The organism is Galliscardovia ingluviei, from assembly GCF_014635685.1.
In the GTDB taxonomy this organism is placed as follows: domain Bacteria; phylum Actinomycetota; class Actinomycetes; order Actinomycetales; family Bifidobacteriaceae; genus Galliscardovia; species Galliscardovia ingluviei.
Genome location: NZ_BMDH01000001.1, coordinates 528838 through 549306, shown reverse-complemented (window position 1 = coordinate 549306; position 20469 = coordinate 528838). Strand labels below are relative to the sequence as shown.

Annotated in this window: 18 protein-coding genes and 1 tRNA gene; 5 read left to right on the top strand and 14 right to left on the bottom strand. The window is 45.1% G+C overall.

Going from position 1 to position 20469, the window contains the following annotated elements; all coding sequences use genetic code 11:
- Positions 1-98: 98 nt before the first annotated feature.
- The 8 genes from rsfS to glyA all read right to left on the bottom strand — a co-directional run bounded on the left by rsfS (position 99) and on the right by glyA (position 7518).
- Positions 99-464 (bottom strand): ribosome silencing factor, encoded by a 366-nt coding sequence (rsfS, locus tag IEU85_RS02275; protein ID WP_188354604.1) that lies wholly within the window; start codon positions 462-464, stop codon positions 99-101.
- Positions 461-1822, bottom strand: a complete 1362-nt coding sequence (glmU, locus tag IEU85_RS02270; protein ID WP_188354603.1) for a bifunctional UDP-N-acetylglucosamine diphosphorylase/glucosamine-1-phosphate N-acetyltransferase GlmU — start codon at positions 1820-1822, stop codon at positions 461-463. The genes rsfS and glmU overlap by 4 nt, the downstream gene beginning before the upstream one ends.
- 185 nt (positions 1823-2007) lie before the next feature.
- A tRNA-Gln gene (locus tag IEU85_RS02265) sits at positions 2008-2078 on the bottom strand.
- Positions 2079-2218: 140 nt separating this feature from the next.
- A complete protein-coding gene (locus IEU85_RS02260) occupies positions 2219-3232 on the bottom strand; it encodes a ribose-phosphate diphosphokinase (protein ID WP_188354602.1) in 1014 nt (337 codons plus the stop codon).
- Positions 3233-3373: 141 nt separating this feature from the next.
- Positions 3374-4069, bottom strand: a complete 696-nt coding sequence (gene nadD, locus IEU85_RS02255; protein ID WP_229714734.1) for a nicotinate-nucleotide adenylyltransferase — start codon at positions 4067-4069, stop codon at positions 3374-3376.
- A gap of 74 nt (positions 4070-4143) precedes the next feature.
- The gene (locus tag IEU85_RS02250; RefSeq protein ID WP_229714733.1) at positions 4144-4611 is read right to left on the bottom strand and encodes a phosphoribosylglycinamide synthetase; all 468 of its coding nucleotides are present in this window, start codon (positions 4609-4611) and stop codon (positions 4144-4146) included.
- Positions 4612-4733: 122 nt separating this feature from the next.
- On the bottom strand, positions 4734-6119 hold the full coding sequence (locus IEU85_RS02245; RefSeq protein WP_188354599.1) for a glutamate-5-semialdehyde dehydrogenase: 1386 nt from the start codon (positions 6117-6119) through the stop codon (positions 4734-4736).
- A 91-nt stretch (positions 6120-6210) separates the two neighbouring features.
- Positions 6211-7518, bottom strand: coding sequence for a serine hydroxymethyltransferase (gene glyA / locus IEU85_RS02240; protein ID WP_188354598.1), 1308 nt, complete (start codon positions 7516-7518; stop codon positions 6211-6213).
- A gap of 191 nt (positions 7519-7709) precedes the next feature.
- On the opposite strand from glyA, the gene thrC reads away from it, so the two are divergent.
- Positions 7710-9227 (top strand): threonine synthase, encoded by a 1518-nt coding sequence (thrC, locus tag IEU85_RS02235; protein ID WP_371866602.1) that lies wholly within the window; start codon positions 7710-7712, stop codon positions 9225-9227.
- 23 nt (positions 9228-9250) lie between these two features.
- On the opposite strand, the gene tenA is transcribed toward thrC, so the two are convergent.
- From tenA to IEU85_RS02210, 5 genes are all read right to left on the bottom strand, one after another.
- Positions 9251-9958, bottom strand: coding sequence for a thiaminase II (gene tenA / locus IEU85_RS02230; protein ID WP_188354597.1), 708 nt, complete (start codon positions 9956-9958; stop codon positions 9251-9253).
- A gap of 70 nt (positions 9959-10028) precedes the next feature.
- On the bottom strand, positions 10029-10727 hold the full coding sequence (locus IEU85_RS02225) for an HAD family hydrolase (RefSeq protein ID WP_188354596.1): 699 nt from the start codon (positions 10725-10727) through the stop codon (positions 10029-10031).
- Entirely contained in the window at positions 10708-11532 is an 825-nt protein-coding gene (thiD, locus tag IEU85_RS02220; RefSeq protein WP_188354595.1) for a bifunctional hydroxymethylpyrimidine kinase/phosphomethylpyrimidine kinase, read from the bottom strand. The genes IEU85_RS02225 and thiD overlap by 20 nt, the downstream gene beginning before the upstream one ends.
- 224 nt (positions 11533-11756) lie before the next feature.
- Positions 11757-13556, bottom strand: coding sequence for a DNA repair protein RecN (locus IEU85_RS02215; protein ID WP_188354594.1), 1800 nt, complete (start codon positions 13554-13556; stop codon positions 11757-11759).
- Positions 13557-13562: 6 nt separating this feature from the next.
- The gene (locus tag IEU85_RS02210; protein WP_188354593.1) at positions 13563-14489 is read right to left on the bottom strand and encodes an NAD kinase; all 927 of its coding nucleotides are present in this window, start codon (positions 14487-14489) and stop codon (positions 13563-13565) included.
- A gap of 169 nt (positions 14490-14658) precedes the next feature.
- Between IEU85_RS02210 and IEU85_RS02205 the strand changes: the two genes are divergently transcribed.
- The gene (locus IEU85_RS02205; protein ID WP_188354592.1) at positions 14659-15933 is read left to right on the top strand and encodes an ROK family transcriptional regulator; all 1275 of its coding nucleotides are present in this window, start codon (positions 14659-14661) and stop codon (positions 15931-15933) included.
- A gap of 66 nt (positions 15934-15999) precedes the next feature.
- On the top strand, positions 16000-16899 hold the full coding sequence (locus IEU85_RS02200; protein WP_188354591.1) for a carbohydrate kinase family protein: 900 nt from the start codon (positions 16000-16002) through the stop codon (positions 16897-16899).
- A 124-nt stretch (positions 16900-17023) separates the two neighbouring features.
- Here IEU85_RS02200 and IEU85_RS02195 read toward each other — a convergent pair whose 3' ends face one another.
- The gene (locus tag IEU85_RS02195; protein ID WP_229714689.1) at positions 17024-17632 is read right to left on the bottom strand and encodes a DUF4234 domain-containing protein; all 609 of its coding nucleotides are present in this window, start codon (positions 17630-17632) and stop codon (positions 17024-17026) included.
- Between the two features lie 306 nt (positions 17633-17938).
- On the opposite strand from IEU85_RS02195, the gene IEU85_RS02190 reads away from it, so the two are divergent.
- Positions 17939-19285, top strand: a complete 1347-nt coding sequence (locus IEU85_RS02190) for an MFS transporter (protein ID WP_188354590.1) — start codon at positions 17939-17941, stop codon at positions 19283-19285.
- Positions 19286-19382: 97 nt separating this feature from the next.
- Complete coding sequence (locus tag IEU85_RS02185) at positions 19383-20435, top strand: alpha/beta hydrolase fold domain-containing protein (protein WP_188354589.1); 1053 nt, start codon at positions 19383-19385, stop codon at positions 20433-20435.
- Positions 20436-20469: the final 34 nt, after the last annotated feature.

The window sequence follows — 20469 nt, the reverse complement described above, 5'->3', positions numbered from 1 at the left end:
ACCCGACCGTACTAGATATAGAGTAGACCAGAATGCTTAAGAAGTCCTGAACTTTTATCGCTTTAGGTGAAGCTTTCACAAGGGTATTACGTGTGTGTTTAATTTGTAATCCCTGTATCAATCTGAGGGCAATCACGCCACAGCCGCTCAATATCATAGAATGCCCGCGCATCATCATGCATAACATGAACGACGATGTCACCGTAATCCAACAGAATCCACATACCTTCCGCGTTACCTTCACGTGAACGTGGCTTAGTCGAATATTCCACAGCAAGCTTTTTCTCAATTTCATCAGCAATCGCAATTACTTGTCGATCTGAAGAACCCGCAGTAATCACAAAAGCGTCAGTAATACCCAACGGTTCGCTTACATCAATAGCTACGGTATCATGCGCTTTTACTTCATCTGCTGCAGCAGCAACAGCTTGAACTAACTCAATGGAATGTGCGAATGCACTCATTTTTGTACCTCATGTTGTGTGTTTTCCGAATATACTGTCGCTCCATCAGCTACATCATGGCGAATAACTGCTCCAGCACCACCAGTTACACGATTTCCGATAGTGACAGGAGCCACCATCATGGTTCCAGCACCCAAATGAACACCAGCACCGATTTCTGTATGATGCTTGCGTACACCGTCATAATTTGCTGTAATAGATCCACCACCGATATTAGTGTGTTCACCCAAATGTGCGTCACCAATATAGCTGAGATGTGGAACTTTCGTGCCTTGATCAATATGCGCTTTCTTCATTTCCACAAATGCACCGGCCTTTGTATCTGCCGCCAATACATTGCCCGGTCGCAAATAGGTCCATGGACCAATATTGGCACGCTCCCCTAGCTGCGTCTCCTGAACACGAGATCGCTCAACATGTGCCTCGGCACCAACAGTGGCATCAATCAATGTCGTGTAAGGACCAACTATCGCATGATGAGCGACAGTAGTATGCCCTTGTAAGAAACTTCCTGGGAGAATGGTGACGTCATGCTCAAGTTTGACATCATCTTCAATCCATGTTGTTTCAGGATCAAGAATAGTAACACCCTGACGCATCCAATACTCGCATACGCGCATATTGTGTGCTTTGGCGAGATGGGCTAACTGTACTCGGTCATTTACACCTTGAACCGCTAATGCATCTGGAGCGGTGAATGCACCAACATTGCCATATGCTTTAGCATGCTCTAACGCATCCGTTAGGTAAAACTCACCCTGTGCATTATCATCGTCAAGCGAAGCTACTGCCTGCTGCAGCACATGTGCTTCAAATACGTATACGGATGTATTAACCTCACGTACAGCAAGCTCAGAAGAATTAGCATCTTTTTGCTCTACAATACGCAGTACGTGACCATCACTATCACGAATAATACGACCATAACCTGTTGGATCTTCAAGCATACAGGTAAGCACTGTTGCCGCATTATGAGATTGCTCGTGATCGTCCAACAATGCTTGCAATGTCGCACTATCTAATAACGGCATATCGCTTGCCGCAATAAGTATACGCCCCTCAAGTTTTTGCAAGCGGTCAAGCTCGGCTAATGCGCATTGCACTGCACGACCAGTTCCTGGAATATCATCCTGCTCAACTAATACCACATGTTGGTCAACACGTTGCGCTTCTGCACCCACGCACTCAGCCTGGTATCGCACTACTACAGATATTGTCTGACAATCTACGCCTTGCACTGCTCGGATAACTCGCTCTAAAAAGGTTTGACCAGCTAACTGATGAAGTACTTTCGGGTCGGCAGACTTCATTCGAGTACCTTCTCCAGCAGCAAGAATTATTGCAGCACCTACACTCATGGCTTTACCTTTCCATTGCAGCAACGAGCTGACACACCTGTATGTTCTATGGATGACTATAGCAAGTAGACAATACTCGAATACTCTGTGCACATCTTAGCGTAGCCAAGATAAACACAATTAGACTACTAATGCCTAATTCAAGACATTAAACATAACAAAAAAGCCCCATCTCGGGGCTCTTGCTCTCCCACCTGGATTCGAACCAAGACTAAGGGTTCCAAAGGCCCGTGTGCTGCCATTACACCATGGGAGATCGGCGCTTCATGCGCCTGGGTTATTATGTCACAACTTGAGCAAAATTTCCAATCGAAAACACAAAAGCCCTTGAAACATCAATAATTCCAAGGGCTTTACGGCATGTCGAAAAAACGAATTTCCAGAACTGACCTTTATCTATGCAAACAGGAAGCCTTGCCCATGATGCGTAGGATAGGTATCAAAGAGTTCAGCCACTGAGCCATCTGTAAACACTGCTTTAATGGCACTGGCCAATAATGGCGCAATAGACAGTACTGTTAAGCCATCCCAACGCTTTTCTGGAGCGATAGGAACAGTATCAGTAAGCACAACTTCACGAGCACCACAGTTACGCAAACGCTCAATCGCAGGACCAGAAAGTACGCCATGCGTTGCTGCAACAGTAATAGACTTTGCACCAGCCTCTTGCAGTACTTTGCATGCACCGGCAATAGTGCCAGCAGTATCAATAAGATCATCTACTAGCACACAATCCTTACCACGAACGTCGCCAACCACGCGATTAGCAACAGCTTGGTTTGGTCTGGTAATATCACGGGTTTTATGAACAAAAGCCAAAGGACCGCCGCCTAATCGCTGTGCCCACTGCTCTGCGACACGAATACGTCCAGCATCTGGAGAGACAACAGCAATGTTGTCCAAATCTAAACGGTCACGAACATAATCAACTAACACGGGCATAGCAATAAGATGATCAACAGGACCGTTAAAGAAGCCCTGAGATTGAGAAGCGTGCAAATCCACACTCATGATGCGGTCTGCGCCTGCGGTTGCCAACAAATCAAAAACCAAACGGCAAGAAATCGGTTCACGACCACGATGTTTTTTATCTTGTCGAGAATACCCCAATACTGGGCAAACCGCGGTAATAGAACGCGCTGACGCACGCTTTAATGCGTCAATCATAATCAGCTGTTCCATAATAGCTTTGTTCACTGATCCAGCGTGACTTTGCAACACAAAAACATCAGCACCACGAACTGATTCGGTGTAACGTACATACATTTCACCATTCGCAAAGTCATATGCTGTAGTTTCAAGAACATCGATACCAAGCTGATTAGCTACATCCGTAGCTAATTTTGGATGCGCTCGGCCGGTTACCAGAATGAGATTCTTGTCGGGCTTACCCTCAAGGATTACGCTCACTGTATCTCCAAACTCATGCAGATTTGAATACAGTATCCAGTCTAGTCGTTCAGCCAGACTGAATGAGCAACTCGTGTATTCTTATACAGCACTCGTTGATACGTATAATGCATACACCCTCATGCATTCACGCACAAAACTCTAGTGTGTTTCCTTGTACAAACCGTGCTTAGTAATATACTGCACTACACCATCAGGCACCAAATACCACACCGGCTCACCATGAGCACTTCTCCGCCTCACATCAGTGGAAGAAATAGCCAATGCTGGAATTTCAAGCACATCAACCGCACGTTGCGGAATATGCTGCTCTTCGATATTCGGCGAATATCCAGGACGAGTTACTGCAACAAAATGTGCTAATTGCCACATAGCATCGGCATCTTTCCAGCGCATAATTTCGGCAACAGCATCAGCACCAGTGATGAAGAATAATTCCGCATCCGGTCTTAACGCACGAATATCGCGCAGGGTGTCAATGGTGTACGTAACACCTGGACGCTCAATATCTACTCTTGATACGGTAAAACGTGGATTAGCGGCGGTAGCGATAACCGTCATTAAATAGCGATCTTCCGCATTAGTAACATTCCTATCCATTTTAAAGACTGGACGTCCAGTTGGAACGAAAATCACCTCATCAAGGTTGTATACCCATGCAACCTCAGAAGCAGCAACTAAGTGCCCATTATGAATAGGATCAAAAGTGCCACCCATAATACCAATTCTCGCACGTCGAGACTTTGTCGGGCTAATGCGTTGCCTACTTACTGATGCGCGACCATTGGCCAAATCACTCATCGTACGCACTGGAGCTATCACGCTGGTCTCCGGCATGGCGTCACGTACCACTGTTCGGCATACTGCACTGTGAATCATGTATTACTACCTGCTTTACCCGCTTTTTACGCTTAGGATTCCTGAGATTCGGATGCATCGACATCAATTTTGCCCATGGCCTCATCCCACTCATCCTGTATAACGCGACGAATTTCAGCAAAAGTTGGTAACGGGAATGTTGGCTGATAAATTTTACGAATCTCAGCAACTTGTTCAGACACTCGAATCAAAGCTGCTGTCATCTCGTCAATATGCCTTGCCCGCTCAGCTTGTCTGAAACGGTCAATATATTCCTCACCTAACCGCATATGTCGAGCAACATCTTTAGCCATCTCACTATCAATCTGAACAGCGTCGTCGTCATCCTTACTCGGCCACCCAATCAGCACAGCATCCGCATATTCTAGTGCCGACTGCTGCTCTGCGCTTGCAATACCATCTTCAATCTGCACTAAAAAGACATAGCGCACGAGACTTAGCCGTTCAGCTGCCAAACGCAGCCATACCATAGTGTCGTCGCTCTGCTCTACACGATCCATGGCAAGACGAGCAACCTCTTGAGGATTAAAATCGCTTTGATCATCAGGTAACACTTTTGAAGCATTATTGTCTGATGCTGTCTGATTATCGTGCTCCTTATTAGAACTGGGTCGAGTACTCATTATTCACGCACCTGTCCTGTTCCATAGGCAATCCACTTAGTACAGGTAAGCTCAGCTAATCCCATTGGACCACGAGCATGCATTTTTTGGGTGGAAATACCGAGTTCCGCGCCAAGACCAAACATAGAGCCATCGGTGAAGCGCGTTGAGGCATTCACCATTACTACCGCGGAATCCACTAAGTGCGTGAAAACTTCAATTCTTGTGTAGTCTTCGCTAATAATAGCTTCCGTATGCCCTGTAGAGTATCGGTTAATATGTGCAATCGCTTCTGGCATAGACTGGACAATACGAATACCAATTTCATAATCGAGGTATTCCGTCATCCAATCATCCTCTGTCGCAGGCACAATATCAAGCCCATCAATACCAACTGATGTAATAATATTCAGCGAGGCCTCATCTGCATGAATACGCACTCCATGAGCAGTTAATGCGTATGCAATATCAGGTAACAAGCTCTCTGCAACAGTATGGTGTATCAGTAGTTTTTCAGCAGCATTGCACACTCCAACACGCTGAGTTTTTGCATTAACAATAATCGGAACAACTTTGTCTGGATCTGCTGATTCATCAATATAAATGTGCACATTTCCAGAACCTGTTTCAATCACTGGTACTAGAGAATGATCAACAACTTCTCGAATCAATCCTGCGCCACCACGTGGTACGAGCACATCAATATGTCCCCTGGCCCGCATCATTGCTTGTGCGCCTGCACGACCAAACTGATCGACACTGGACACGAGAGAAGCATCGAAGCCCTGCTCAGCCATAACCTCTGCAATCACAGCTAAAATTGCTTGGTTGGTATGCTCGGCAGCATGACCACCACGCAATATTACTGCATTACCAGATTTCAAACATAATGCCGCTACATCAATGGTGACATTCGGACGCGCTTCATAAATCATTCCTACTACACCAAGAGGCACACGCACCTGGTTGAGCCTCATGCCATTAGGCATAGTATTGCCGCGAATCACCTCGCCTACCGGGTCAGCAAGGGCTGCAACATCACGTACCCCTTGTGCTGTAGTTTGAATACGATCAACAGTGAACAGTAGCCTGTCGAGTTTACCCGCATCCATGCCTTCTGCTTGTGCATTGCTGTAATCGATAGCATTAGCCTGTTCAATCTCCGAAGCATGCTCTACAAGCGCATCAGCAATAGCCAGCAGTAGTGCATTCTTCTGACCGCTATTAGCACACGATAATGCTCGCTGCGCGTCAGCAGCACGGTCCGCTTGCGCACACACTTGTGCAAATACGGTATCTGTAGTCTGTTGTGCAGGTTGGGCTTCAAGAATTACTGAAGTTTCACCATCTACTACAACTTCATATGCTTCTTCAGCAAGCTGACTCTGATCGTTCTGCTCATTCATAGTGCACACTTTACCGCATAGCGCGTAAAACAAACAAATGTATTAAAAAATTCTGGGGTAAGTAATGGCTCTTACCCCAGAAATACCTCATTTAATGAATCTGATCAAGTTGCGGATACAATGGGAATTCCGCCACAAGTCGGTTTACTCGTGCTCGCAGACTATCGACATCAGCACTCGTGCCCTGAGCAAGTGCCGTACCAATAATATCGGCAACTTCTTCATACTGATCAAGATCAAACCCACGAGTGGCAAGTGCCGCAGTACCAATACGAAGTCCTGATGCTACAGACGCCGGTCGAGGATCAAATGGCACCGTATTACGGTTGATAGTAATACCGATACTGGCAAGTAAATCTTCCCCTTGCTTACCATCCATAGCACTATTGCGCAAATCTACCATTACTAAATGCACATCAGTGCCACCGGTTAGGACACTGATGCCATTGGCTTTGACATCATCAGCCATTAGACGCTGTGCCAAAATCTGCGCTCCATCAAGCGTGCGCTGCATACGATTGCGGAAAGCATCTGTGCCAGCAAGAGCAAAACTCACTGCCTTTCCTGCAATAACATGCATTAATGGTCCACCTTGCTGACCAGGGAATACTGCGGAGTTAATCTTTTTGCCGTACTCTTCTTTGGCAAGAATAAATCCTGAACGTGGTCCACCTAAAGTCTTATGTGCTGTCGAAGAAACAACATCAGCAAATGGCACTGGACTTGGGTGAAGCCCTGTAGCTACCAAACCCGAGAAATGAGCCATATCCACCCAGAATTTTGCGCCTACTTCATCAGCAATCTCTTTCATGGCAGCAAAATCTTCTACGCGAGGGTATGCACTCCATCCGCCGATTATCAACTGCGGATGTATTTCTAATGCGCGCTGGCGAATAATTTCTGGCTCAATGCGATATGTTTGCGGATCAACGCCATAGCTCTGCGCATTGTAGAACTTACCAGAAAAATTAATTTTCATACCGTGGGTTAAATGACCACCATGGTCGAGGGCTAAACCAAGCACGGTATCTCCTGGCTTAATTAGTGCCTGATATACAGCAGCATTAGCTTGAGCACCAGAATGAGGCTGCACATTGGCGTATTCAGCACCAAATAAGCGTTTTGCACGATCGATAGCTAGTTGTTCGACCTGATCTACCTGCTCGCAACCACCATAGTAGCGCTTTCCTGGGTAGCCTTCTGCATACTTATTCGTTAGTACTGAGCCTTGAGCTTGCAATACGGCACGTGGAACAAAGTTTTCTGAAGCAATCATTTCTAGACCATCACGCTGACGGTCAAGTTCCGCGTTAAGTAACGCGGCTATTTCAGGGTCTGCTTGAGCAATTGGTGCATTAAAAAGATCTTGTGGGCTTTGAGCTAACGATGAGGCTGTCATACCAGTCCTTTCTTCATGCGCAGTTGCATGTGCACATTTGTATGGCACATGGCAATTATACGAAATAAAGCTGTCGAATGAGTAAAGCGTCCACGATGTGCAATGCTGCTGTGTTGGACGTGATTTTTTTGTACACTATGGGCAATGGCATATGCACTTGTGTATTCAAGCGCCGCAGTAAGGGAGAACACGTGAATACTTTCCATAGCACACGCTCTAATGACCAGATGGTAACAGCAAAACAAGCAATTCGCACAGGAATTGCCTATGATGGCGGGCTCTTTGTCAATGATGATTTGGGCACCGCCAATGGTCCTCATATCGATATTGCTGGTCTAATGCAAAGCTCATATCAAGATATTGCCTATAGTGTTCTCAAAGCACTGCTACCAGATTTCTCTGAGCATGAATTACGTGAGTGCATTGAGCAAGCGTACGGGGATCAGTGGGATGATACACACATTACCCCATTAAAGCCTTTAGGAGACGACTGGATTCTTGAACTTTTCCATGGTCCTACCAGTGCTTTCAAAGATGTTGCATTGCAAATTTTGCCTCGCTTCATGGCTCGCACTGCAAACACACCAGATGTTCCTGAACAGACTGCACACACCGAAGAACGTATTATGATTCTGACAGCCACATCGGGAGATACTGGAAAAGCTGCTCTTGCAGGTTTCGCAGACGCGCCGGGCACTGGTATTACGGTCTTTTATCCTGAAGGCAAAGTAAGTCAAATTCAACAACTTCAAATGACCACACAGCAGGGCAATAATGTTCACGTGTATGCTGTACGTGGCAATTTTGATGATGCCCAGAGCGCTGTTAAACGCATTTTTGCAGATCATGAGTTTGCTAACACACTACAGGATGATGCTCATGTCGCACTTTCCTCAGCTAATTCCATCAATGTCGGTCGTTTGGTGCCACAGGTAGTGTATTACTTTGCTGCATATGCCCAACTTGTGCAGCGTGGGGCTATTACTCTTGGCGATCCGGTAGAGTTTGTCGTGCCAACTGGTAATTTTGGCAATATTTTAGCCGGATATTATGCGAAACTACTTGGGCTTCCTGTAGCGCATCTCACAGTTGCCTCGGATAAAAACAATGTGCTTGTTGATTTTCTGAACACTGGTGTATACGATCGCAATCGTCCGTTCTATCAGACTACTTCTCCTTCTATGGATATTCTTATCTCTTCCAATCTAGAGCGTATGCTCTACTACTTCTCAAATAAGGATGAAGCATTAGTTGCTAAACTCATGGAGTCCTTGAGCCAAGATGGCACCTATCAGATTCCTGAGGATATGCTTAAACGCATACAAACAATATTTAGCGCTGATTGGGCTAATGAAGACGAAGTTAACGAGGCAATTGCATCATGTTTTGCAAGTACAGGAGAAGTTATTGATCCACACACCGCGTGTGGTTACACTGTCTTACAGCGCATGCCGCAGCGCGAGAATGTTGCAGCGCGTATTCTACTTGCTACGGCAAGCCCTTATAAATTCCCTCGTGTAGTCAATCAAGCACTCGGTTTCGACCATACTGGCAGTGACTTTGCATGCATGGATGTATTAAGTCAGCAAACTGGCACTCAAGCACCTGCAGCGCTTCGCGGCCTCGAACATGCCCACGAACGATTCACTGAGGTTATCGATATTGCTCAAATGCAAGACGTAGTACGTCGCGCTGCGTTTACACTATAGCTCGGCAAAGCAGCGCATACATACTAGAAGTTCCATCCTGCTTGCATTTCATATGCGCTTGCCCAGAATACTCGCTCAAGATCAACGCCTTGGACAAACATCTGTTCAAGGCGTTGAATTTCTACCTCGGTTGCTTGTTGCGCTAGGAGCGTGATGTCATCGCGTAACCATTGTGATGCATCCCAAAAATCGTCAGCAGCGTACGTACTAATCCACTGTTCATATGGGTGGCCATGCACTGCATCGCCTAATTCTTGTGCAAGACGTGCACCATAGTCTGCATACACCCAAGCACATGGAAGCAATGCCACCAAAATCTCTAATGTATTGCCGCGATATGCTGTTTCTAGCATGCTAGTAGTGTATGCTCGCGCTGCTGCGCTTTGTACAGCATGGGTAATGCGTTGCTCGCTAATACCAAAAACCTGTGTGTACGTATCATGGACTGTGGCAAGCTCGTGCGCAATATCACCTAACGCATGTGCCAAATCTTGCTGAATAGTACTGTGAGTGCAGCTTGCAAAAGCGAGCGCATGCACATTAGCATAATCATCTAAATATAAGCGGTCTTGAATCATGTACCAAGTAAATCGCTCTTGCGAGAGTATCCCCTGTCGTAATTCTTGGATAAATGGCTGCTCATAACCAGCCTGCCAGACATGGGATGCAGCACAAGCGAAACGTTCCAAAATACTGCCAGGTTGTGCACTGCGTATGAGTTGATAGGTCATGGTATTCCCCTATTTCTATAAAATATGATTTTGTTAGTTTGCTGTCACGCCGAAACTCGTTGAGATATCCTTACAGACCAGCCTTAGTCAAGGTATCTAATGTTGGTGCCTGTGAAAAGTCAGTAATGGCATAATTGGCTATTGATTGTAGCGTTTGCCACACGGGCTGGGTTCGTTGATCAAGTACCGCACATGTTTGCATGCCGATTTGTGAAGCTGAGCGGATTCCTGCCACGGTATCTTCAAAAACTATGCAATGCTGAGGCTCACATTGCAGTACGTGAGATGCATGCTGGAAAATATCTGGCTCGTGTTTACCTGCTGAACCAATATCTTCTATCAGACATACCGCGTCAGCATATTGACTCACCTGTGTAGCGTGGTTAGCCTGTTCAAAAAGCGGGCGTGAAAGACTAGTCACCAGTGCTATGGCCACTGATTGCGAGCGCAAATACTGCACATAGTGTTGAGCAAAAGGCTTATATTGCACTGTTGCATAAGCATTACGCGTGCGTTCCTGCCACTCGTGCACTAAATCTTGTGCCTGCTCATCAAGTCCAAAGCGCTTAATGGTATATTGCGCTGCTGTGTTCAAGCTCATATGTTCAACAGTTTGCGCATAATCATCTGGTAATGCGATGCCTCTGTCAGATAGAAATTCTCTATCAATGCGTTCCCAGATACCAAGTGAGTCGAACAGCGTACCGTCAAGATCAAATAGTGCTGCCCGTTGCCATGCCCTAGACCTGTTAGATTGCTCGTAGACCATGCTCATACACATCGTAGAAGTGGTGTGTCGGACCATTGCCTTCGCCAAGTTCCAAAGCATGCTCAATAGCCATAGTCACGTACCGTTTTGCTCGCGCCACAGCATCAACCGTATTCATACCCTGTGCAAGTCCTGTTGCAATTGCAGAGGAAAGCGTACAGCCTGTGCCATGAGTATTCTTGGTCTGGATGCGTGCATGAGCAAACTGATGTACTGTAATCTTGCCAGTAGAATTATCTACAAGAACATCAATTGCTTCCCCAGTGCTATGGCCGCCTTTGACGAGCACCGCTTTGCATCCCAATGCAATAATTGCGCGGCCAGCTGCCTCTTGATCTGCAACAGATTGAATCTGCATACCAGTGATTTGTTCGGCTTCTGGAATATTTGGTGTGAGCACACTTGCTCTTGGAATAATGGTCGTAATCAATTCTTGCATCGACGAGGGTTGCATCAACGGAGCTCCATTTTTTGCAACCATCACTGGATCAATAACTACATGTTCTGGCTGATAGGTATCAAGTCCAGTCGCTACAGCCCGCATAATAGTAGGCGTATTAAGCATCCCGATTTTTACAGCTTTCGGTGGAATGTCGGTAAATACTGCTTCCATTTGATCGCGAATAAGCTCATCAGAAACATCCATCACCGAAATCACACGTGCAGTGTTTTCTGCAACTACCGAGGTAACCACGCTCATCGCAAAACAACCAAGAGCGCTGATAGTTTTTAAGTCTGCTTGAATGCCAGCACCACCAGAACAGTCTGAGCCAGCAATAGATAATACGGGTATTAATATTGCCATAGATTCGTTACTCCCTACCATGGTCTTAACCAACAGGTTCTAAGGGTTAGGCTTATGCCACTCTCAACCGCAGTACAGCACTACTTTGGCTGTTGCAGTTCCCCCGACGCTTTCATCATACTCATATTGCTGACTTTTTGCACTAGCTTATGCAGTAATTGAGATACATGAAGTCAATGTCAATGCATTTATTGGCAAGCATGCGAACGTACAAGTGCCAAAACTTACAGAGTACACTGCGCTAAAAGTTCGCGAGCATGATGTAGTGAGCTTTCACTAATGCCCCCATCGAGCATACGTGCAATTTCTTCTTCACGCTGTTGCTGCTCTACGAACTGCACTGTGGTTGTAGCGCCAGATGTTTCACTCACATTTTTTTGTACAACATACTGTCGATCCGCCCACGCTGCTACTTGTGGCAAATGGGTAACAACAATAACTTGCTGATCTTGTGCCAACAGGGCTAATCGCTTGCCAAGCTCCACTGCTGCTCGGCCACCTACACCAGCATCAACTTCATCAAAGACAAAGGTTAAGCGCTCGCGCTCCCCATGTTGCGCATTATCCAGCATATCTTGGTTATCGCTTTTGTCGCTTTGTAAGTCTTTACTCTCTGCTCGTACTTGCACTGCTGCAAGCTCTAATGCCAGCATCAATCTACTCAGTTCACCGCCAGAAGCGTGTTGTCCCATAGCCATCCCAGGAGCTCCCGGAAATGGTTTGAATACAAACTCTACATCATCTATGCCATTACTATCTAACGGTTGAGCATCATCTTGAACGTGTATTTGAGCCTTTGCGGGTGAAGTATTCCTCTCATGTACCTCAATGCTTAAGGAAGCTCCTTGCATAGCGAGCGCCGCTAATTCCTGATTAACATGAGTGCTTAATTGTTGTGCCACTTGTACACGAGCCTCATGTAATTGTTGTGCATATTGCAATGCCACTTGTTGTGCTGCTTCATATTGCGCTTGTAATGCTGCAACACGCTCAGGAGAGTCATCAAGGTCTTCGAGCTCAAACTGGGCTTTTTCCTTCCACGCTAGTACATCAGCAAGTGTAGGTCCCCATCTGCGCGTTAGCTCATCGAGTTCATGAATACGTGCATTGACACTATCTAGGTCTTGACTGGTTTCTTCACTTTCTTGCAATGAACTTAATGTATAGGTAATATCGCTTAATTCTGAACTTACTGACTGCAGGCGTTCGGCAAGCTGTTCAAATGGTTGTGTTATATGCAATGCTTGTAAGGTGTCAGCAGCATGATCGACTAGGCTACGAGCTCCTTCGGCATCGTCAAAACCTGCGCCATCAAGCGCCGCTAACGCTGCTTGTACTGCGCGTGCAATATCGGCAGCATGTTCAATACGGGACCGTAGAGATCGTAATTCTTCATCTTCTCCAGTATGAGGGTCTACTCTAGTAATGCGTTCGATAGACTCACGTAAATAATCAGCACGTGCTGTCGCCTGCGAGCGAGCTGATTGTATACGTTGTAACTGTTGCCAAGCGTGGGTAAGGTCGCGCCATGCTTGTGCATATTGTTCAAGTATCTGTGGAGCAATACCGTTGTCTAAGAAGTCTCGTTGCGCACTAGGCTGAGCAATGCGTAATTGGTCTGATTGGCCATGGATTGTTAATAGCTGGCTACTTACATTTGCTAGTACTGATCGTGGTACGCTTCTGCCGTTAATTACAGCTCGTGAACGTCCATGGGATGGAACTGTTCTTGAGATGAAAAGCCCATCGGCAGCCACACTATCCATATCAATGCCTGATTCCTGTAATACAGATTGCACTGAAGTGTTAGCCGAAATATCAAAAATTCCCTGTGCCCATGCTTGTGCTTGATCTGGCTTTACCATAGTTGGCGAGCTTGTTTTACCAGAAATAAGCCCAAGTGCATTGAGTAGCATGGATTTACCTGCACCTGTTTCACCAGTAATTGCAGTCATTCCTACAGCTGGCTTCACTTGGGCATGTTCAAGAGGTCCAAGTGCGCGAATTTCTAATTCTTCGAGCATATTTCCTTATTTCTTCTCACCGTCATTGAGCGTATGTTGTGCACTACCTTGCCGCCAACCGCGTACTGGTAAATCAAATTTTGAAACTAATCTACTGCTAAATGGTATACCAATTAATCGCGCGAGTTTAACAGTTTGACTTGATTGGTGTACATCAATCGTCGAGCCTTGAGGCAAGACCTGTTGTCTTCTACCGTCTGCACAAATCCATGCTTGTGTTGCTGCTTGAGTAGACTGATCTGAATGAGGAATATGAATAGAAAAAGTAGACTGTGCGCCAATAATCAGCGGTCTTGCAAATAGCGCATGAGCTGCTAGTGGCACCAATTGCAAAGCTCCTACCTCAGGCCAGATAACAGGTCCGCCTGCAGAGAATGCGTATGCCGTAGAACCTGTCGGTGTAGATATGATTACACCATCGCAACCAAAAGAGCTGACATCAACATCATCGACTGCTATAGCGATTTCTAACATACGCCCGCGTTCTGCATTTTCAATAGTGACGTCGTTCAATGCCCAGTCCATAATCGGAGTACTCTGATGTGGTATTGTGACAGCAACTTGAGCAACTACTCGTTCGTCAATGCTATAGTCTCGACTTGCAATTTTTGCTAGCGCATCTTGTATTTGGAAGCGTTCAAATTCGGCCAGAAAACCAACGTGACCCATATTTATGCCTACAATCGGCACATCAGTGCCGTGCACAAGTTCTGCGGCACGAAGCATCGTACCATCGCCACCAAGTACTACAACAATTTCCGTGTCAGACTTGACACGAGCATGGGAGTTTGAGCCAAACAGCGGAGGATTGAAGTACTCTTCAACATTAACTTCAAACCCATGTCCAACGAGCTGGCCGATCACATCATTGACATTCAATTTACCAACTGTTTTTCGACTGGCTACAAGCACTACCTTACGGCGACTTGGCATGTTGCCTCCCTTTTTCGTACTGTGCCTATTGTCCCACATGACTATAGGTAGTATGCAAGCTCGACACCCGCTTTTCTATATTTTTCTTCGACACGCTGTAATTGCAATTAAAACTAGCCATGTATTAACATAGTTAATACATAAATTTCGCTTCAACAATGGAGTTATTATGCCAAGAACGTACGGCACTACACATTCAAGTATGGCTGAATTCAACCGTTCGCGCATTGTTCAAATCCTGCATACTCAAGGCACACGTTCTCGCGCACAACTTGCAAGACAACTTCATTTAACACCAGCAGCAATTACTAAAATTACCGCCAACCTTATCGAAGCTAATATTATTGAAGAAACAGGCGCTATTGATGGACTTATGCAACGCCGCTCGATTGGCTTGCAACTCAACAATCAAGCATGGCATGTTATTGGAATAAAAATTGCGCGCTCTAGCGTAACTCTTGCTATTTTTGACGTGCGAGGTCAAATTCAACACCAGCACACGATTGAGCATATTCACGAATCAGATGTGCAAGATATTTGCCAGACCATTAAAACCGCAGTATTTACTATGCTGCAAAATGATCCTTCCATTAAAGCTATTGGAATTGCTGTCCCTGGTCCTTATTTGCGCAACGAAGGACGTATTGCTCTTGCCACGTCAGTGTCAGGCTGGCAGTCAATAAATTTCAAAAGCGAATTTGCACAAAGTTTCCCAGTACCTACACTTATTGAGCATGATGCTCGAGCTGGCGCTGTAGCACAATCACTCTTTGGTACTTTTGAAAATCTTCCAGATACATCACCATCAACTCATGGTTCTCACACTATTAAGCAAGCAAACACCAATTATCTTGCCTACTACCTCCTTGGCGAAGGTGTTGGTCTTGGTATTATCAGCGACGGCATACTACTAAGCGGTACTCTTGGAACTTCAACTGAGCTTGGACATGTGAGCATTGATGTTCATGGTAGGCCTTGCGAATGCGGCAACTATGGCTGTTTAGAAACATATTGTAGTGCTGCCGCCGTGCACCAAACTATGATGAATCACTCTTCATATTTCCTCAAGCACTATCAAGTAGATCCACAAACGCTTACTCATGAACAAGCTGCATCTTGGTTAATTGCTCATTATCCAAGTGATGATAGTTGTATCACCGATATCATGACGAGTGCTTATGAGGCTATTGCCTACGGATGTGTCAGTATTATCAACGCTTTTAATCCATCAATTATTGTTCTCGGAGACACTCTTGCTCAAGGAGGAGACGCTCTATTATCTACTATTACTCATATTTGTAAGCAGCGTGTACTGCCAGAACTATGGCAGTCAACACATATTGTAACTTCTCATCTCCATGTTGATGCCACACTGCTGGGTGCAGGTGCTATTGCTACGCAAGAATTATTAGCCCATCCAAGCAGCGTTATGCAACATCCATAAACCACATATATCACATATATGGGCAACATATATTCATAAACCAACCACAAACCAAAGGAGCAACCAATGGAACACAACAAACCAATAGTCGTCAGCCTCGGAGAAATTTTATGGGATATGCTCCCCTCCGGCAAACGCGCAGGCGGAGCACCTGTGAACTTTACATACCACGCAACCAAGCATGGAGCAGATGGATATTCGATTAGCGCAGTTGGCGAAGACCCTTTTGGCGACGAACTTGCCCAAGCGGTACAACAAACCGGCATCAAATCTATTTTGCAGCGCAATGCCTACCCCACCGGACGTGCAGAAGTAGCCTTAATCGACGGTATTCCAGAGTGGACAATTGTAAAAAATGTGGCTTGGGATCATATCACCCTTACCGAAGAATTAATCGAACTTGTACAACAAGCTGACGCTATTTGCTTCGGTAGTCTTGCATGCCGTAGCCAAGAATCACACGATACTATTATTGCGCTGCTACAACATGCCCGACGTGATTCATTACGATATTACGATATCAATATTCGCGGTGATCACTACTCAAAAGAACTTATCGACGAACAATTACGCTTAGCTACCGTATTTAAAGTTAATGATGAGGAGCTGGTGCTCCTTCGCACGCTATTCGGACTGTCCGGAAGCGATGAAGAAGTGTGCACATGGTTTATGAACACCTATGATCTTGATTATCTTATTCTCACCGCTGGTGCGGAATACAGCACTATATGGAGCAAAAACGGCGAACACTCGACAATCAACACTCCAAAAGTTCAGGTAGCCGACACAATTGGCGCTGGTGATTCATTCTCCGGAGCATTTACCATGGGCATTTTGCAGGGCGCAAGTTTACGAGATGCACATAAGGTCGCAGTTAATACTGCCGCTTTTGTATGCACAAATGACGGTGCGTGGCCTGCTTATCCAGAGCAGATCGAAGACTACATCGGTGAACAGGGGCTATAAACGCTATAAGCCTAAGTCGAGAAACACTAACTTTATTGCCAAAATAGTTAGCACAGTAATAACGATTAGAGCTGGGATTTGTAAATATCCCAGCTCCATTCTATATAGACAACATTTCCTTGTATTAAATTCCGCGGTTATTAGCATCTGCACACAGTGTATTGACTGCATCCAACATTTTATACAAGTAAATAAATGGACCCACAATAATCAGTGCGCCAAGAATATTCCATCCCCAAAAACTCGAAGCGGAAATCATACGGTTATACCCTCTGCTTTGCAATGCATCTCCGAGGCGATTCGAGAACATATGCCACCATACCAATGGATAAATTCCGAGGGTAAGCCAGCTGAACAAAAACACCATAAGCAGAAAACTATAGGTATGTCTACCATCACGAGGAGAACAAATTTCGTTGACATCCTGCGTAATGACATACATCATTACAAGCCCGTAAATACCGAAGGTAATGATATTAAGCAAAATCCAAACTACAAAACTACGATTTGTGGTAAATTGCTTTCTTGGCATCATAGTCTGCTGATATTGCTGCTGGAAATTGGGTTGCTGGTATGCTGGTTGCTGATAATTTCCATACTGCTGGTTACCCATAGGCTGCTGATACTGCTGCCCAGCATAACCGGTCTGCGTATATTGAGCATTCGGCTGCTGATATGCTTGTTGCTGCCCATATCCTTGCCCCTGAGGCATGTTCTGCTGCGGTGTACTCATGTCAAACCCTCCCAAAACTCCTTACCATAAGCCATTACATGGCATAAACATTGTACAAAACATACTCAGAAAGACGCAACACCAGACTCATGTGTTACTGTAACACTGAACACAAGAGAGAGTTCTCAGGGAAGTACTTATTCAAATAATGAAATATAGTTTTTCCTTAACAGACACAAAAGATTCACTATGCGGAACAAACGTTCCATTATTAGTTGATCACGTATTTTTTATGGAAAACCATTGTATTTCCAAATATATTTCAGTATATTTAAGCGTAACTCCAAATCATTCAAAGGAGAAGAAATGGAGCATTCAACACAACAAACAGCACATAAAACGCCATATCAAATTGAACATGCTAAAGCATTTGCTCAATTCCTGTGGAGACAAAAAGTCATTCTTGCAGTGGCTTTCGTTGGATATGTGTGCGCATATCTCGTTCGAAATAACTTCAAGCTGATGTCCAAGTCCATGATTGATGTTTATGGATGGAATAAACTCAATGTAGCAACATTGCTCACATGCTTCGCAGTAACATATGGAATTGGCAAGTTCGTAATGGGAGCACTTGCCGATCGAGTTAGTTTACGTAAACTCTTTGGCGGAGCATTAGCAATGAGTGCATTACTTTGTATTCTTATGGGTTTCACTCATAATTTCTGGGTTATTGCCATAATTCTTATTGCCGTTGGACTTATTCAAGGTGCTCTTGCACCAAGCTCACAAGCAATGATTGCACAATATTTCCCTAATACAACACGTGGAGCCGCGGTTGCTGGATGGAATGTTTCCCAAAATGTGGGTTCTGCTCTATTACCTCTTATTATTGCAGGTCTTGCAGTAGTAGCTCCAGGAAATTTGGCCCTTGGCTTTATTCTACCTGGAGTATTTGTTCTTGTCATCGCAATTTTTATCTGGAAGTTTGGCGGAGATAACCCGCAAAGCGAAGGCTTCGGTACATTACGTGAAATGTATGGAGAACAAGGAGAACCAAATGTCGAGGGCGCTGACTCCGTCTCAACTATGCCATATTGGGAACTGATACGTAAATATGTGTTTTTAAACCCTGGAATTTTGCTTGTTGGTTTTATCAATGCAGCTTTGTATTTTGTTCGTTTTGGTATCGAAGATTGGATGCCGATTTATTTAAGTTCTCAACATTTTAGTGAACAGCAGGCACTTACTGCCGTCTCTATGCTTGAGTGGGTCGCCATACCTGGCACGTTGCTTTTTGCATGGCTTGCTGTAAAATTCGCTAATCGCATGACTGTTATTGGGGCAAGCGGGCTATTTGTAATGGCTGCATTAGTTTTCTATTACGAGTCACTTTCCAATACTGGCAACGCCTCATATATTCAATTGCTTGTAGTATCAGGGTTATTAGGTACACTTATCTACGGCCCACAACTTATCGTCAATATTCTTACCCTTAATTTTGTCCCACTTAAAGTCTCCGGCACAGCCTTAGGTTTTGTTGGGTTAATGGCCTATATTATCGGCAACTTGGGAGCGAACTGGATAATGCCGATATTGGCTGACACACTCTCGTGGACCATGTCATACCTCGTTGTTGCGCTACTTTCTGCACTTTCAGGAATCGGATATTTAGTCCTATCAAGAAAGGAGAAGAGAACTGTAACAATCGATTAGTGCAACTATTATTAATAGCATAACTTTTTTAGCGTGAGATGCACCTGTGTCATCTCACGCTAATGTATGACCATCCATCATCGTTGTAAGGAGCTCTATGAGTATACGCAGCAAAATTGCCCTTGGAACAGCACTTAGCGCTGCAGGGTTATGGGCGTACGCTCATGGCGTTGAGCACCGCTCAGCCACAAGCTGGATTGCTGAACACATCCTACCGGCAAGAAAAGCAGCAAGTATTTTTGGCACAACTTCTAAGCAAGCATTCCAAGAAAAATTAGCACCATACTATATTTCCAACGAGCGCCCAGTTGCCAATCCAAGCCTTCTAGTGGGGCAAAAAGTTGAGGAAATACACGTACACGGTATGCAGGTTTTTATATGGAATAACAAGCACAACCCTACACAGCCAGTGCTTTTATATACGCATGGAGGCGGCTATGTGCATCAGCCAAGCATAATGCACTATATCAGTGTAGCCCGCATAGCACGCCTGCTTGATGCGCGAGTAGTATTCCCCATCTACCCCAAGCTACCAAATCATACATTTGAGGAAACATTCCAAAGTCTTGATGCGCTGTATCGAATCATATTACCTACTGTAGATTCATCTGAACGCATTACCATTATGGGAGATTCTGCAGGTGGCGGTCTTGCACTTGCTTTCGCTATGTATATAAGGGACCATCATCTAGCACAGCCAAAGCATATTGTTTTACTCTCCCCATGGACGGATATTGCCACTAATAACCGTGCAATCGCACAATATGAACCGCTTGACCCAATGCTCAAAGCTTGGCCGATCCAACAGCTTGGCAAACTCTGGGCAACACCTGCTGCAACAAATCATAACAGTGTAGGCTCATCAACAGCCAAACCGACAATACATAATGAGCATAAGGATTATGCACGTAATCCATATGTCAGTCCACTGTATGGTAACTTCGACCACCTTGGAACAATTACCATCGTTGTGGGTACACATGAACTTCTGTATCCTGACTCCGAACGGCTTCATCAAGCATTATCAGCGCAAGGAATTCGCCATCACTACATTGTGGGCGACAAAATGAATCACGTGTACCCTATCTACCCTATTCCAGAAGCTTGGCGTGTGCAGCGCAACATCGCATCCATTATCGCTAAGCACTAACATTACAGTCGAATTACTATCTATGTGGGCGTGT

Coding starts and splice junctions, on each gene's coding strand:
- rsfS (WP_188354604.1), bottom strand. CDS start 464: ATGAGTGCATTCGCACATTCCATTGAGTTAGTTCAAGCTGTTGCTGCT.
- glmU (WP_188354603.1), bottom strand. CDS start 1,822: ATGAGTGTAGGTGCTGCAATAATTCTTGCTGCTGGAGAAGGTACTCGA.
- nadD (WP_229714734.1), bottom strand. CDS start 4,069: ATGCCGGAGACCAGCGTGATAGCTCCAGTGCGTACGATGAGTGATTTG.
- IEU85_RS02250 (WP_229714733.1), bottom strand. CDS start 4,611: ATGGATCGTGTAGAGCAGAGCGACGACACTATGGTATGGCTGCGTTTG.
- IEU85_RS02245 (WP_188354599.1), bottom strand. CDS start 6,119: ATGAATGAGCAGAACGATCAGAGTCAGCTTGCTGAAGAAGCATATGAA.
- glyA (WP_188354598.1), bottom strand. CDS start 7,518: ATGACAGCCTCATCGTTAGCTCAAAGCCCACAAGATCTTTTTAATGCA.
- tenA (WP_188354597.1), bottom strand. CDS start 9,958: ATGACCTATCAACTCATACGCAGTGCACAACCTGGCAGTATTTTGGAA.
- IEU85_RS02225 (WP_188354596.1), bottom strand. CDS start 10,727: ATGGTCTACGAGCAATCTAACAGGTCTAGGGCATGGCAACGGGCAGCA.
- thiD (WP_188354595.1), bottom strand. CDS start 11,532: ATGGCAATATTAATACCCGTATTATCTATTGCTGGCTCAGACTGTTCT.
- IEU85_RS02215 (WP_188354594.1), bottom strand. CDS start 13,556: ATGCTCGAAGAATTAGAAATTCGCGCACTTGGACCTCTTGAACATGCC.
- IEU85_RS02210 (WP_188354593.1), bottom strand. CDS start 14,489: ATGCCAAGTCGCCGTAAGGTAGTGCTTGTAGCCAGTCGAAAAACAGTT.
- IEU85_RS02205 (WP_188354592.1), top strand. CDS start 14,659: ATGCCAAGAACGTACGGCACTACACATTCAAGTATGGCTGAATTCAAC.
- IEU85_RS02200 (WP_188354591.1), top strand. CDS start 16,000: ATGGAACACAACAAACCAATAGTCGTCAGCCTCGGAGAAATTTTATGG.
- IEU85_RS02195 (WP_229714689.1), bottom strand. CDS start 17,632: ATGAGTACACCGCAGCAGAACATGCCTCAGGGGCAAGGATATGGGCAG.
- IEU85_RS02190 (WP_188354590.1), top strand. CDS start 17,939: ATGGAGCATTCAACACAACAAACAGCACATAAAACGCCATATCAAATT.
- IEU85_RS02185 (WP_188354589.1), top strand. CDS start 19,383: ATGAGTATACGCAGCAAAATTGCCCTTGGAACAGCACTTAGCGCTGCA.